Source organism: Roseateles saccharophilus, assembly GCF_004342485.1.
In the GTDB taxonomy this organism is placed as follows: Bacteria; Pseudomonadota; Gammaproteobacteria; order Burkholderiales; family Burkholderiaceae_C; genus Pelomonas; species Pelomonas saccharophila.
The window spans coordinates 1-14,333 of the sequence record NZ_SMBU01000003.1 but is presented as its reverse complement, the minus strand read 5'-3'; the positions used below and the strand labels follow the sequence as shown (position 1 = coordinate 14,333).

Annotated in this window: 11 protein-coding genes and 1 pseudogene; 3 read left to right on the top strand and 9 right to left on the bottom strand. The window is 70.3% G+C overall.

Features of this window, described 5'->3' with window-relative positions; genetic code table 11:
• Window positions 1-10 precede the first annotated feature (10 nt).
• Genes EV671_RS03320 through EV671_RS03310 form a run of 3 tightly spaced genes read left to right on the top strand, consistent with a single transcriptional unit; the run spans window position 11 to window position 4,731 of the window.
• Entirely contained in the window at window positions 11-1,360 is a 1,350-nt protein-coding gene (locus EV671_RS03320) for a DUF1329 domain-containing protein (protein ID WP_132569873.1), read from the top strand.
• Window positions 1,361-1,372: 12 nt separating this feature from the next.
• On the top strand, window positions 1,373-2,329 hold the full coding sequence (locus EV671_RS03315; protein WP_132569872.1) for a WD40/YVTN/BNR-like repeat-containing protein: 957 nt from the start codon (window positions 1,373-1,375) through the stop codon (window positions 2,327-2,329).
• Window positions 2,330-2,340: 11 nt separating this feature from the next.
• Window positions 2,341-4,731, top strand: a complete 2,391-nt coding sequence (locus tag EV671_RS03310; RefSeq protein WP_132569871.1) for an efflux RND transporter permease subunit — start codon at window positions 2,341-2,343, stop codon at window positions 4,729-4,731.
• Between the two features lie 70 nt (window positions 4,732-4,801).
• On the opposite strand, the gene EV671_RS03305 is transcribed toward EV671_RS03310, so the two are convergent.
• From EV671_RS03305 to EV671_RS03265, 9 genes and pseudogenes are all read right to left on the bottom strand, one after another.
• Window positions 4,802-5,572, bottom strand: coding sequence for a Bug family tripartite tricarboxylate transporter substrate binding protein (locus tag EV671_RS03305; protein ID WP_132569870.1), 771 nt, complete (start codon window positions 5,570-5,572; stop codon window positions 4,802-4,804).
• Between the two features lie 300 nt (window positions 5,573-5,872).
• Window positions 5,873-6,895, bottom strand: a complete 1,023-nt coding sequence (locus tag EV671_RS03300) for a YeiH family protein (protein WP_132569869.1) — start codon at window positions 6,893-6,895, stop codon at window positions 5,873-5,875.
• Between the two features lie 139 nt (window positions 6,896-7,034).
• Window positions 7,035-8,663 carry a 3-(methylthio)propionyl-CoA ligase gene (locus EV671_RS03295; protein ID WP_132569868.1) on the bottom strand — a complete coding sequence of 543 codons (1,629 nt, stop codon included), beginning with the start codon at window positions 8,661-8,663 and terminating at the stop codon, window positions 7,035-7,037.
• Between the two features lie 34 nt (window positions 8,664-8,697).
• Window positions 8,698-10,050 carry an MFS transporter gene (locus EV671_RS03290; protein WP_132569867.1) on the bottom strand — a complete coding sequence of 451 codons (1,353 nt, stop codon included), beginning with the start codon at window positions 10,048-10,050 and terminating at the stop codon, window positions 8,698-8,700.
• A 16-nt stretch (window positions 10,051-10,066) separates the two neighbouring features.
• Window positions 10,067-11,059, bottom strand: a complete 993-nt coding sequence (locus EV671_RS03285) for a quinone oxidoreductase family protein (protein WP_132569866.1) — start codon at window positions 11,057-11,059, stop codon at window positions 10,067-10,069.
• Window positions 11,060-11,071: 12 nt separating this feature from the next.
• Entirely contained in the window at window positions 11,072-11,635 is a 564-nt protein-coding gene (locus EV671_RS03280; RefSeq protein WP_132569865.1) for an RBBP9/YdeN family alpha/beta hydrolase, read from the bottom strand.
• 14 nt (window positions 11,636-11,649) lie between these two features.
• Complete coding sequence (locus EV671_RS03275; RefSeq protein ID WP_132569864.1) at window positions 11,650-12,708, bottom strand: beta-keto acid cleavage family enzyme; 1,059 nt, start codon at window positions 12,706-12,708, stop codon at window positions 11,650-11,652.
• 46 nt (window positions 12,709-12,754) lie between these two features.
• Complete coding sequence (locus tag EV671_RS03270; protein WP_415840488.1) at window positions 12,755-13,660, bottom strand: TauD/TfdA dioxygenase family protein; 906 nt, start codon at window positions 13,658-13,660, stop codon at window positions 12,755-12,757.
• A gap of 125 nt (window positions 13,661-13,785) precedes the next feature.
• Window positions 13,786-14,247, bottom strand: a pseudogene (locus EV671_RS03265) (beta-keto acid cleavage family enzyme); the annotation flags it as partial.
• Between the last annotated feature and the right edge of the window lie 86 nt (window positions 14,248-14,333).

Here is a 14,333-nt window from a genome sequence, read left to right as displayed (position 1 = left end):
CGAGGGCCGCATGAACACCAAGATCCAACTGCTCGCCGGGCTGATCGCAGCCAGCCTCACCGCCGCGGCGTCGGCGGCCGTCTCGGCCGACGAGGCCAAGGCCCTGGGCGCCACGCTGACCCCCGTAGGCGCCGAGAAGGCCGGCAACAAGGACGGCAGCATCCCGGCCTGGACCGGCGGCAACACCACGGCGCCGACCGGCTTCAAGCCCGGCGACGGCATCCGCCCCAACCCCTTCGCCGGCGACAAGCCGCGGCTGCAGATCGACGCGAAGAACATGGCGGCCCACACCGGTCAGCTCACCGAGGGCACCAAGGCCCTGTTGCAGAAATACCCCAGCTACCGCATCGACGTCTACCCGACCCAGCGCAGCGTGGCCTTCCCCAAGTGGGTCTACGAGAACACGGCCAGGAACGCGCTGAAGGCCAAGACCCTCAACGAGGGCCGCTCCATCGAGGGCGCGCATGCCGGCTTTCCCTTCCCCATCCCCAAGACGGGCAATGAGGTGATGTGGAACCACCTGATGCGCTTTAACGGTCAGAGCTACGAAGCCAAGTACCGTAATGTCGCAGTCGACGCCAACGGCCGTGCCACGCTGGCCACCGAGGGCACCAGCGTCCAGGAGTACCCCTACTGGGACAACAGCAAGCCCAGCTCCGAGGTCTACTGGAAGATCAAGATCACCTACAGCGGCCCGGCCCGCCGCGCCGGCGAGGCGCTGATGATCATCGACCCGCTGGACATCGGCACGCGCGACCGCCGCGCCTGGACCTATCTGCCCGGCCAGCGCCGCGTCAAGGTCGCGCCCGATCTGGCCTTCGACACGCCCAACCCCGGCACCGCCGGCTCGACCACCTTCGACGACAGCTTCATCTTCACCGGGTCCATGGACCGCTACGACTTCAAGCTGGTCGGCAAGAAGGAGATGTTCGTCCCCTACAACGACTATGCGGCGGTCTACCAGGCCAAGCAGGACGACCTGGTCAAGCCCAACCACCTCAACCCCGACCTGGTGCGCTGGGAGCTGCACCGCGTCTGGGTGGTCGAGGCGACGCTGAAGGAAGGCAAGCGCCACATCTACGCCAAGCGCACCTTCTACATCGACGAGGACTCCTGGGCGGCCCTGGCCAGCGACGAGTACGACGCCCGCGGCCAGCTCTACCGCACCGGCTTCGCCTACAACGCGCCGAGCTATGACCTGCCCGCGCCCTACACCGACATGTTCGGCCACTACGACTTGGTGTCGCGCCAGTACTCGTTGACCGGCCTGATCGCCGAGACCGGTGGTGTGCGCCACACCAAGCCCCTGCCCGAGCGCGAGTGGACTGCCGACGCGCTGGCCGGCTCCGGTGTCCGCTGAAGTGAGGTTGTGATGAAACGGCGCTGCCTGCTCGCTGCGGCCCTGTTGCCGGTGGCCGTTGCCCGCGCCGCCGGCTTCGTCGACCTGCTGGACACGCCGGCCCTGGCCAGCCGCCTGGCCGCCAAGGCCCTGCTCAACGGCCTGGCCTGGGCCGGCCCCCGCCTCGTCGCGGTGGGGCAGCGCGGCCATGTACTGACCAGCGATGACGTCGGCAAGACCTGGGCCCAGGCCGAGGTGCCGGTCAGCTCCGACCTGGTCGCCGTGCATTTCCCGACGCCGCAGCGCGGCTGGGCCGTGGGCCACGACGGCGTGGTGCTGGCCAGCAGCGACGGCGGCCGGCGCTGGAGCCGCCAGTTCGACGGCCGCCAGCTCGGCCCCCAGGGCGCCGAGAACCCGCTGCTGGACGTCTGGTTCGACGACGGGTCGCGCGGCTATGCGGTCGGCGCCTTCGGCACGTTGCTGCACACGGCCGACGGTGGCCGCAGCTGGCGCAACGAACCCACGCTGGCCGACAACCCCAAGGGCCTGCACCTCTACGCGGTGCGCCGCGTCGGTGGTGCCCTCTACCTGGCCGGCGAGCAGGGACTGCTGCTGCGCCAGGACGGCGCCGGCTTCACGGCCCTCGCCAGCCCCTATGCGGGCACGCTGTTCGGCCTGGTCGGCGACGAGCGCGCCGTGCTCGCCCACGGCCTGCGCGGCCATGTCGTGCGCAGCACCGACGGTGGGCGCAGCTGGCAGGGTGTCGAGACCGGTCTCGCGGTCGGTCTGACCGCCGGCGCCGTCGACGCGCGAGGCCGCTTCGTCATCGTCAGCCAGGCCGGCCATGTGCTGGTCAGCAGCGACGCCGGCGCCAGCTTCACGCCGCTCAAGGTCGAGCGCCCCCAGCCCGCCGCCGCCGTGGCCTGCGCCGCCAACGGCAGCCTGGTGCTGGCCGGCCCGCGCGGCGTCAGCTCCCTGAACCTGTCCTGAAGAGCCTGCCCATGCATGCGATCTCCGCCCCCGCCGCCGAGGCGCCCGCCAGCCTGGAAGGCTTCGACCGGCAGTCGGGCTCGCTGCTCGAGCGCGCCGTCTTCAACCACCGCGGCTGGGTGCTGCTGGCCTGCGCCCTCGTGACGCTGCTGCTGGGCACGCTGGCCGTGACCCGGCTCAGCCTCTCGGCCAGCTTCGAGAAGATGATCCCGCGCAGCCATCCCTTCATCCAGAACTACCTGGAGAACCGGGGCGAGCTGCGCGGCCTCGGCAATGCGCTGCGCATCGTCGTGGAGAACCCGCATGGCGACCTGTTCGACCCGGCCTACCAGCAGACGCTGAAGAAGATCCACGACGAGATCTTCCTGACCCCCGGCGTGGACCGCGCCTGGGTCAAGTCGCTGTGGGCGCCCGGCGTGCGTTGGAACGAGGTGACCGAGGAGGGCTTCCGCGGCGGCCCGGTGATGCCGGACAACTACGACGGCTCGCCCGCCGCCACCGAGCAGCTGCGCGCCAACATCGCGCGCGCCGGCATCGTCGGCAGCCTGGTTGGCAACGACTTCCGCTCCAGCATGCTGGTCGTGCCCCTGCTAGACACCGACCCGACCACCGGCCAGCGCCTCGACATCCGCGCGCTGTCGCACGCCATCGAGGCCATCCGCAGCCGCGCCGAGGCCGGCGGTGCGGTCCGCATCGAGGTGATTGGTTTCGCCAAGCTAGTCGGCGACCTGATCGACGGGCTGATGCAGGTGGCGATCTACTTCGGCCTGGCCGCGGCCATCGCCGCCGCCATCATCTGGCTCTACACCCGCTGCCTGCGCTCCACCGCACTGGTGATGGCCTGCTCGCTGGTGGCGGTGGTCTGGCAGCTCGGCCTGGTGGCCGGCCTGGGCTTCGAGCTCGACCCCTATTCCATCCTCGTGCCCTTCCTCGTCTTCGCCATCGGCGTCAGCCACGGCGCGCAGAAGATGAACGGCATCATGCAGGACATCGCCCAGGGCGCGCACCGCCTGGTGGCGGCGCGCTACACCTTCCGCCGCCTGTTCCTGGCCGGCCTGACGGCGCTGCTGGCCGACGCCGTCGGCTTCGCGGTGCTGATGGTGATCGACATCGCCGTCATCAAGGACCTGGCCCTGACCGCCAGCCTGGGCGTGGCGGTGCTGATCTTCACCAACCTCATCCTGCTGCCGGTGCTGCTGAGCTATGTCGGTGTCAGCGACGCCGCCGCGGCGCGCACGCTGGCGGCCGACAGCGAGGCCGGCCAGAACCGTGGCTTCAACCGCCTCTTCGCGCTGCTGGCGCGCTTCGTCGAGCCGCGCTGGGCCCACCTGACGCTGATCGGCTCGGGCCTGCTGCTGGCCGGCGGCTATGCCGCCAGCACCCGGCTGGCCATCGGCGACCTCGACCCCGGCGCCCCCGAGCTGCGCGCCGACAGCCGCTACAACCGCGACAACGCCTACATCACCTCGCACTACACGCTCTCCAGCGACAGCTTCGCCGTCATCGTGAAGACGCCCAAGGAGGGCTGCCTGAAGTACGAGACCCTGGTCGAGGCCGACCGCCTGGCTTGGTCGCTGCAGCAGGTCGACGGCGTGCAGACCACGCTGAGCCTGGCCAACGCGGTGCGCCAGATCACCGCCGGCAGCAACGAGGGCTCGCCCAAGTGGCTGGCCATTGCGCGCAACCAGGACGTGCTGAACTACGGCGCCCAGCAGGCCAGCGTCAACAACCCCGACCTGTTCAACAACGACTGCTCGGTGATGCCCGTCATCGCCTACCTGTCCGACCATCGCGCGCACACGCTGGACCGCGTCGTAGCCGTGGCCGACGGCTTCGCCAAGGCCCATGGCAGCGACGACCGGCAGTTCCTGCTGGCGGCGGGCAGCGCCGGCATCGAGGCCGCCACCAACATCGTCGTGCGCAAGGCCTGGGAACAGATGCTTCTGCTGGTCTATGCCGCCGTCATCGTGCTGGCCTTCGTCACCTTCCGCAGCTGGCGCGCCGTCGTCGTCGCGGTGGTGCCCCTGGTCGTGACCTCGGTGCTCTGCGAGGCGCTGATGGTGGCCCTGGGCATAGGCGTCAAGGTGGCCACGCTGCCGGTGATCGCGCTGGGCGTGGGCATCGGCGTGGACTACGCCCTCTACCTGCTGTCGGTCCAGCTGGCCCAGCAGCGCGCCGGCGTGCCGCTGGCCCAGGCCTACCGTCGCTCGCTGCAGTTCACCGGCAAGGTGGTGGTGCTGGTGGGCGTGACCCTGGCAGCCGGCGTGGCGACCTGGGCACTCAGCCCGATCAAGTTCCAGGCCGACATGGGCGTGCTGCTGGCCTTCATGTTCGTCTGGAACATGGTCGGCGCCGTCGTGATGATCCCGGCCCTGTCGCGTCTGCTGCTGGCGCGGGCGTGAGCGGCGCCGCGTCGCCACCGGCGGGCAGCCGGGCGGCGCGCTGCAGTGGGTTTCGGCGGAATCGAGGCCGTCAGTCGGGCTTGAATCCGACGCTCTTGAGCACCGCACCGACGCGTTCGAAATCGGCGCGCAGGTCGGCGCCCATCTCCTCGGGCGTGCGCGACGTGCCGGCCTCGAAGCCGAGCGCGAGCAGGCGCTCGTGCAGGCCGGGCTGGGCCAGCACCTTAAGCGTGGCCGCGCGCAGCCGGGCCTGGGCCGCGGCCGGCAGGTCCGGCGTGCACCACAGGCCCATCCAGCCCACCGCCTGAAGGCGGGGCAGGCCCAGTTCGGTGAAGGTCGGCACCTCGGGCAGCACCGCCATGCGGCGCGGCGTGCTGCCCTTGTAGCCGACACGCTGCAGGTTGGTGCCCAGGGCCTGGTTGAAGAGCCGGCCCAGCACATGGCTCATCGTGCCGCGGCTGTAGGAGGCCACGCTGACCTGGCTGGGGCGGGCCTTGATCCAGGCCACCAGCTCGGCGAGATTGCGCGCCGGCAGAGAGGGATGGCCGACCAGCACCAGGCCGCCACGGGCCAGCTCGGCCAGCGGGCGCAGCTCGCGGCCGAGGTCGTGGCCGGACTTGACGATGTGCGGGATCTCGCTGACCAGCGAGTTCACGCCCACCAGCAGGGTCTGGCCGTCATGCGGCGCCCTGATCAGCTCGCCCGCCGCCAGCAGTCCGGCTGCGCCGGGCCTGGGCTCGACATTGACGACCTGGCCGAGCTCGGTGCCCAGGGCCTCGCCCAGCAGGCGGGCGATCAGGTCGGCCGAGGCGCCGGGCGGGCCGGCGACGAGCAGTCGCATCGGCCACTCGACGGCCCGCGCGGGCAGCCCCGCGGCGAGCAGCGCTGCGGCGCCCAGCAGCTAGCGGCGTGCGGTGGAAGCGGGGTTCATCGGGTGGGACATTTCAGCGATCCATTCTGCGTCCGCGGCACCCGCTGCGAATGAAACCCGGGTATTGCGGGCCGAGCGCCGGGCCGCCCCAAGCCGGCCCGCGTGGTCGATGTGCTTGGCGGCCGAGCCGCCAAGCATCGCCGTCCCCGCGGGGGACCGACCGGGCTCGCCCGCGTTCAGCGCGGCGAGACCGGGCGAGGGGCACTCAGTTCACATCAGCCGTGGCATCAGCAGCAGCGTCAGCGTGGCGAGGAAGACAGTTTCACCGACCATCAGCAGCACCGGCTTGAGGCCGACCGTGACCAGCTCCTTGAGCTGGGTCTTCATGCCGATGCCGGCCATGGACGCGACCAGGCACCAGCGCGAGGCCTCGTTGCCGGCGCTTTGCAGCGCATGCGGCACCCAGCCGGTGCTGTTGATCGCGACGAGCACGGCGAAGCCGACCGCGAAGCCGGGCAGCAGCGGCGGGCGCGGCCCGGTGCTGCTGCCCTCGGCCGCGCTGCGCGCGCGCGTGATGCTCGCGGCCAGCAGGATGACGGGCAGCAGCATGGCCACGCGCAGCAGCTTGACGAGGGTGGCGGCGTCGCCGGTCTCGGTCGAGATGCTGTAGCCGGCGCCCACGACCTGGGCCACGTCGTGGATGGTGGCGCCGAGGAAGATGCCGGCGCTGCGCGGGTCCAGGCCCAGTAGCTTGACCACCATGGGGTAGGCCACCATCGCGAAGGTCGACAGCGCCGACACGCCGATCACCGTGAACAGCGTGGCCCGCTCCTTCAGCGGGTGGGGCGGCAGCGCGGCCGACAGCGCCAGCGCGGCGGAGGCGCCACAGATCGCGGTCGCGCCGCCGGTCAGCAGGCCGAACAGGGCCTGGAAGCCGAGCCGCTTGGCCACCCACATCGACAGGCCAATGGTCAGCGTGAGGCTGATCAGCACCAGCAGCACCGGCCCCCAGCCCAGCGCCGCGACCTGGGACAGCGTGATGCGCAGGCCCAGCAGCGCCACGCCGACGCGCAGCACCGCCTTGGCGCAGAACTCGATGCCGGGCCGGCAGGGCCCCTGCTCCGACAGGAAGTTCATCGCCAGGCCCAGCAGCAGCGCATACAGCAGCACCGGGGCGCCGTAGTGCTCGCCGAGGAAGCCGGCGGCCGCGGCCACCACGGCACAGGCGATCACGCCGGGGAAGAGGCCGCGCAGGCGGGCGGGGCTGATGCGTGTGGTGAGAGTAGCGGTCATAGAGCGTGTCGATCGATGTGTCGGGGCCGAGCGCCGGGCCGCCCCAAGCCGGCCCGCGGGCGATGTGCTTGCGGCTCGATGCCGCAAGCATCGCCGTCCCCGCGGGGGACCGGCCAAGGTAGTCCTTGGCCGAGGGGTCTCATGCGGTCGGCAGGCGGTAGTCGGTAAACTGGTCGCGCAGCTTGTTCTTCTGCATCTTGCCGGTGGCGCCGAGCGGGATGGCGTCGACGAAGACCACGTCGTCGGGCGTCCACCAGCGCGCGATCTTGCCGTCGAAGAAGGCCAGCATCTCCTCGCGTGTCAGCGTGGCGCCGGGCTTTCTCACGACCACCAGCAGCGGGCGCTCGTCCCACTTGGGGTGGTGGGCCGCGATGCAGGCGGCCATGGCCACGGCGGGGTGGGCCATGGCGATGTTCTCGAGGTCGATGGAGCCGATCCACTCGCCGCCGGACTTGATCACGTCCTTGGCGCGGTCGGTGATCTGCATGAAGCCGTCGGCGTCGATGGTGCTGACGTCGCCGGTAGGGAACCAGCCGTCCGCCAGCGGGTCGCCGCCCTCGCCCTTGAAGTAGCTGGCGATGACCCAGGGGCCGCGCACCAGCAGGTCGCCCGAGGTTTTGCCGTCCCAGGGCAGGGCCTTGCCGTCCTCGTCGACGATCTTCATGTCGACGCCGAACACCGCGCGGCCCTGCTTGGCCTGCACGGCGTAGCGTTCCTCGGCCGGCAGGGCCAGTTGGCGGGGCTTCAGCGTGCAGGCCGTGCCCAGCGGGCTGATCTCGGTCATGCCCCAAGCGTGCAGCACCTGTACGTCGTAGCGTTCCTGGAAGGCCCGCATCATGGCCGGCGGGCAGGCCGAGCCGCCGATGATGGTGCGGCGCATCGTGCCGAAGGCGAGGTTGTTGGCCTCGACATGGGCCAGTAGCCCCTGCCAGACCGTGGGCACGCCGGCCGAGACGGTCACGCCCTCGCTCTCGAACAGCTCGTGCAGGCTGCGGCCTTCGAGGAAGGGGCCGGGGAAGACCAGCTTCGCACCCACCATGCAGGCGATATAGGGCAGGCCCCAGGCGTTGACGTGGAACATCGGCACCACCGGCAGGATGGTGTCGCGGGCCGAGCAGTTCAGGCTGTCGGGCAGGGCGGCCGCAAAGGTGTGCAGCACCGTCGAGCGGTGGCTGTAGAGCGCGCCCTTTGGGTGGCCGGTGGTGCCCGAGGTGTAGCAGAGCGAGGAGGCGTGGTGCTCGTCGAAGACTGGCCAGTCGAAGTCCGGCGAGGCGGCTTCGAGCAGCTCTTCGTAGCAGAGCAGGCCGGGGATGCTGCTGGCGGCCGGCATGTGGGCGCGGTCGGTCAGCGCGACGAAGGCCTTGATGCCCCGCGCACGCGGCGCGACGGCCTCGACCAGCGGCAGGAAGCTGAGGTCGAAGCACAGCACCTTGTCCTCGGCGTGCTCGGCGATCCACAGCAGCTGGTCGGGGTGCAGGCGCGGGTTGAGGGTGTGCAGCACGGCGCCCGAGCCGGAGACGCCGTAGTAGAGCTCCATGTGGCGGTAGCCGTTCCAGGCCAGCGTGCCGACGCGCTCGCCGAAGCCCACGCCCAGCGCGGCCATGGCGTTGGCGACGCGGCGCGCGCGCTCGGCCAGCTCGCGGAAGCTGTAGCGGTGGAGATCGCCCTCGACGCGGCGCGACACGATCTGCTGATCGCCGTGATGGCGCTCGGCATGGGTCAGCAGGGAGGAGATGAGCAGAGGCTGCTCTTGCATCAGTCCATTCATGGGCGGGGCGGGGAGGTGAGAAATGGAAAAGTGTTCAGCCGTGCGCCAGCGCTGCCGCGGTGCCGGGGGCCGAGGCTTCTGTGGTCTGGGCCTGCTGCTGGCTCTGCAGGTCGCCGGCATAGCTGCGCGATGCGCGCAGCAGCGCCCAAGCCGACAACAGGCCGAACAGTGGCATCACTGCCATCGCCACGCGCAGGCCGAAGGTGTCGGACAGCGCGCCGGTGATGAAGGGCCCGGCGGCGAGGCCGAACAGGTTCTGGAACAGTGACAGCACGGCCGCGCCGGTGGAGCGCAGGCCGGGGTGGACGACGTCGATGACGGTGGCCGCCACCGGGCCCGAGGTGCAGGTCATGAAGAGGCCGGCGAACAGCACCAGGCCGAGCTGCTGGCCGAGGCCAAGCTGCAAGCCCAGCAGCGGGCCGGCGAAGGCCGTCAGCAGCACGAACAGCGTGATCAGGCAGGCGATCGCCACCGTGACGAGGCGGCGGCCCGGTACGCGGCGGCCGGCACGGTCGGCCAGCACGCCCCAGATCACGCTGCCGACGGCGCAGGCCAGCACGACCAGGGCGGTGCGCGTGGCGGCCTCCTGCACGGCCATGCCGTGGAAGCGGTTCAGGTAGCTCGGCAGCCAGGACCAGACGGTCGACACGACGATGAGCTGCGCCGCGCCGCCGACGCAGACCCAGCGCATCGTCGCCGAGCGCACCAGCGCGCGGGCAATGAAGCCGCTGGCCTCGGCCGTGGAGCGGCGGGCCTGCTCGCGCCTGGGGTCGAGCGTGACGGTGCCGTAGTCCTTCACGAAGAGGTAGAGCAGCGCGAAGATCAGGCCTGGGATGCCGACGACGCCGAAGGCCGCCTGCCAACCGAAGCGCGCCGCGATGACGCCGCCCAGCACCACGCCCGCCACCGAGCCCAGCGAGGCCGACGCGAAGAAGGCCGCCATCAGGCCACCACGCATGCGGCTGGGGAAATGGCTGGAGATCAGGCCCGCGCCGACCGAGCCATAGCCTGCCTCGCCGACGCCGACCAGGGCGCGAGCCGCAAACAGGTGGGCATAGCTGCCGGCGAACATGCAGGAGATGGTGGCCAGGCTCCACACGGCGGCCATCGCGACGATGCTCTTCACGCGGCTGACGCGGTCGGCGAAGAGGGCGATGGGGATGCCGCCGAGCGCGACGGTGACCGAGACCACCGAAACCAGGCCGCCGAGCTGCTTGTCCGACAGCTCCCATTCGGTCTTGAGGTGGGGAAAGAGCGAGACGATGACCTGACGATCGATGTAGTCGAACATCATCAGGATGATGGTCATCGCGAACGCGAACCAGGCGGCGCCGCGGCCGACCAGGTAACCGTCCTGATGGGGCAGCTGGGTGGGCGCGGCATGCATGGCGTCTCCCCGAGGCTCAGAGCGTCAGCACGGTGGCGCCGGTGGTCTGGCGGCCCTCCAGCGCGCGATGGGCATCGGCGGCCCGCTCCAGCGGGAACTCCTGCTGGGGTTCGCCGGCGATGCGCCCGGCCAGCACATGCGCGAACAGCTCGTCGGCCATGGCCAGCATCTGGCTGCGCGGCGCGGCGTAATGGACCATCGCCGGCCGCGTGACCCAGATCGAGCCCTTGACGGCCAGCTGCATCGTGTCGATGACGACCGGGCCCGACGAGGTGCCGTTGCTGACCAGATGGCCGCGCACCTGCAGGCTGTCGAGCGAGGCGGCCAGCGTGTCCTTGCCGACCGAGTCGTAGACCACCGGCACGCCGCGGCCGTCGGTCAGTTCCTTGACGCGCCTGGGGATCTCGCGCGCCAGGTCCTCGGGCGTCATGCCGCCAGTGACGATGACATGGGCGCAGCCGTTGGCGCGGGCGATCTCGGCCTTGGCTTCGGTGCTGGCCGTGCCGATCATGGTCACGCCGATGGCGCGGGCCCACTGGCAGGCGATCAGGCCGACACCGCCGGCCGCCGCGTGATAGAGGATGGTCTCGCCGCTCTTGAGCGGATAGACCTGGCGGAACAGGTACTGGGCCGTCAGCCCCTTCATGATCAGCGTGGCAGCGGTGCGGTCGGAGATGCCGTCGGGCAGCGGGATGAGGGCGTCGGCCGGCATCACGCGCACATCGCTGTAGGCGCCCTGGCCGCCGAACATGTAGCCGACGCGGTCGCCCGGCTTGACGAAATCCACGCCGGGGCCCACAGCCTCGACGACGCCCACGGCATCGCTGCCCAGGCCGGCCGGCAGCGGGTGCGGATAGCGGCCGATGCGGAAATAGATGTCGATGAAGTTCACCGCCACATAGGCGTGGCGCACGCGCGCCTGCCCGGGGCCGGGTTCGCCGACCTCGACGGTTTCCAGCTTGAGCACTTCGGGGCCGCCGGTTTCGTAGAAGCGGATGGCACGTGGCATGGCAGTTCTCTTTCAGTGTGAGGCGGCGAGCCGCGCGATGTGGTCATGGGCCGCAGGCCATTCGCCATAGCCCGAGGCGGGGTTGAGGTGGCCGACCTCGCCGAGGTCGACGAGCTCGCTGCCCCAGTCGCGCGCCAGTTCGGCGACCCGTTCGAAACGGGCGATGGGGTCGTTGCGGCTGGCGCAGACGATGCTGCGGAAGGGTAGGCGCGCACGCGGCACTGGCAGCCAGCCGCCTATCGTCAGCTCGGCCAGGCTGGGGTAGCCCTCGGGCATGGGGCGGTCGAAGTCGGGCGGCGCGGCCAGCAGCGCGCCGAGCACCGGGCGGCGGGTCTTGCGCGCCCAGTGCGCCACCATCACGCAGCCGCCGCTGTGGGCCACGATGATCAGCGGGCCCTCGATGGCGGTGGCGGCCTGCTCGATGGCAGCCACGCGGGCCGCGCAGTCGAGGTCGGTGCGCCCCATCGGCGGCACGCTGCGCACGCGCGGCAGCTGCGGCTCGAGCAGGGTCTGCCAGTGCTGGTCCACGCGGTCGCGCAGGCCGGGCACGATCAGGACGGTGGCGGAGCCGGACATGGCTGGGCTCTGCCTCAAGCCACTTTACGCAGATAGCCCTGCTGACCGCCGTTGCGGTTGGGCGCGAAGCCGTTGGCCGCCAGCGTCTCCTCGACGCTGTCGTAGAACACGCCGATGCGCAGCATCTCGCGGGCTTGGGCCGCGGTGGCGATCGGGCGGCCGAAATCCTTGGCGATGCGCGCCAGCTGCTCGATCTGCTCGACGGTGCTGGCCTTCTTGGTGCGGGTCTGGTTCCAGAGGTTGTCCTCAATGCCGCAGCGCACATGCAGGCCCATGGCCATGCCCATCATGTTGATGCCCAGCACGTTCAGCGTCGAGGCCTCGACGGTCAGCACGGCGCCATCGGGCACGGCGCGCACGATGTTGGCCATGTTGTAGAGGTTGGGCGCATCCATGCCGCCGCCGATGGCGACCCAGTTCATCACCAGCGGGCCCTTGTAAATGCCGCGCCGCATCAGGCGCTCCACCGACTCGAAGCTGTTGATGTTGTAGCACTGGAAGGCGCTCTGGATGCCGGCAGCGGTCAGGCGGCGGATGTGCTCCTCGGCCCAGCCAGGCTGGGCCGGCACGATCATTTCCTTGTAGGCGTTGAAGACCTCGGGCTCGGCCATCGACGTGCCGGCGAGGTCGCGGGCGTCGAACTGCTCGGGGACGTTCATCTGCGAGGTGTTGATCGTCACCGTGACCTGGTCGGGCTTGGGGGTCAGCTCGGCCAGCATGTGGCGGGTGTCGTCGCTGAGCCACTTGGCCGCTGCGCCCTCGGTCTCGGGCGCGAAGCTGATCGAGCCGCCGACCTGGATGATCATCTCGGGGCAGGCCTTGCGCACGCCGGCGATCAGTTCGTTGAACTTGGACAGGCGCTTGCTGCCCTTGCCGTCGAGTTCGCGCACATGCAGGTGCAGCACGCGGGCGCCGGCGTTGTAGCAGTCGACCGCCTTCTGGATCTGCTCTTCCATCGTGACCGGGATGTCCTCGGGGAAGTCGGAGGGCAGCCAGGAGGGCGCATACGGCGCGGCAGTGATGATCAGCGGCTGCTGGTTTTCGGGGAACAGGTGACCGTCGAGCAGGTTCATGGGGGTGATCCTCTGGGTGGGTTGAATCGGGGGCGGGGCTGGAGGCTCAGTAGGGCGTGTCGCCGATGATTCCGGCGCGCTCCATCTTTCGGTGGCAGGGCGGGTAGTCCATCACCGCGTAGTGCTGCGTGGAACGGTTGTCCCACATGGCCACGGAGTTCGGCTGCCAGCGCCAGCGCACCTGGTACTCGGGAATGAAGGCCTGGCTGATCAGGTAGCGCAGCAGCTCACCGCTGCCATGCGTGTAGTCCTGGCCGAAGCGCACGTTGGCGGCAGTGTGGAAGTTGGTGAAGTGCGTCGTGAAGCCGTTGACGAACAGGATCTTTTCGCCGGTGTCCGGATGGGTGCGCACCACCGGGTGCTCGGCGTCGGGGAACTGGGCCTTGAGCGCCAGGCGCTTCTCGATCGGCATCGCCGCGCCGAAGCTGGCTTCGATGCTGTGGCGGGCGCGCAGGCCGGCGATCTGCTGCTTGATGTGCTCGGGCAGCTTCTCGTAGGCCAGCACCATGTTGGCCCACATGGTGTCGCCGCCCACCGGCGGGGCCTCGACGCAGCGCAGCACGCAGCCGAAGGGCGGCTTTTCGCGCCAGGTGGCGTCGGTGTGCCAGCAGTTCTCGTAGCGGTCGATGGGGGTGTCGGGGCTCTTGTAGATCGCGACAAGGCCGGGCTGCTCGGGCACGGCGCCGGCCACCGGATGGTCCTCCAGTTCGCCGAAGTGGCGTGCGAAGGCGACATGCTCGGCGCGGCTGATGTTCTGGTCGCGGAAGAACAGCACACGGTGCTGGATCAGCAGGCGGCGCAGCTCCTCCATGGCAGCCGGGTCGCGCGAGGCGGCGCCGAGGTGGACGCCGCGGATCTCGGCGCCGATGGCGCAGGTCAGCGGATGGGCCTGGATCGAGTCCGGCAGCGAGGCGGCGCGCACGACGGCGGGTGCAGCGACGGTTTGGGTCATGGCTTGTCTCCGTGTGATGGCTGCCGGGCGGTGGGCCCCGGCGGCCTGTTATGGGGGCTAGCTTAGGAAGCCGGCCCGGCCCGTCCCCCCCCGGCGTAGAGGGGGGAGGGGCCTGGAGCGACTTCCTAGATGGCGATCGCGTCGCCGCCCTTGAGCTGCAGCATGCGGCGGGCCTCGTCGGGCGTGGCGATCTCGAGCGACAGGCCCTCGATGATGCGACGCACGCGGCGCACTTGGTCGGCGTTGCTGCGGGCGAACTGGCCGGGACCGTCCCAGAGCGAGTCCTCCAGGCCGACGCGCACGTTGCCGCCCATGCCCAGCGCCAGCGTCGCGATCGTCATCTGGCTGCGGCCGGCGCCCAGCACCGACCAGAGGTAGTCCTTGCCGAACAGCCGGTCCGCGGTGCGCTTCATCATGGCCACGTCCTCGGGGTGGGTGCCGATGCCGCCGAGCAGGCCGAACACCGACTGCACGAAGAAGGGCGGCTTGACGAGGCCGCGGTCGACGAAATGGGCCAGCGTGTAGAGGTGGCCGATGTCGTAGCACTCGATCTCGAAGCGCGTGCCGTGGCCGGCGCAGCTCACAAGAAACAGAACTGAGGACGGTCGTTCATGCGACTGCCTCCATCGGATTGATCTGGTAGCCCAGGGCAGCGGCACGGCGCTTGAGGGCA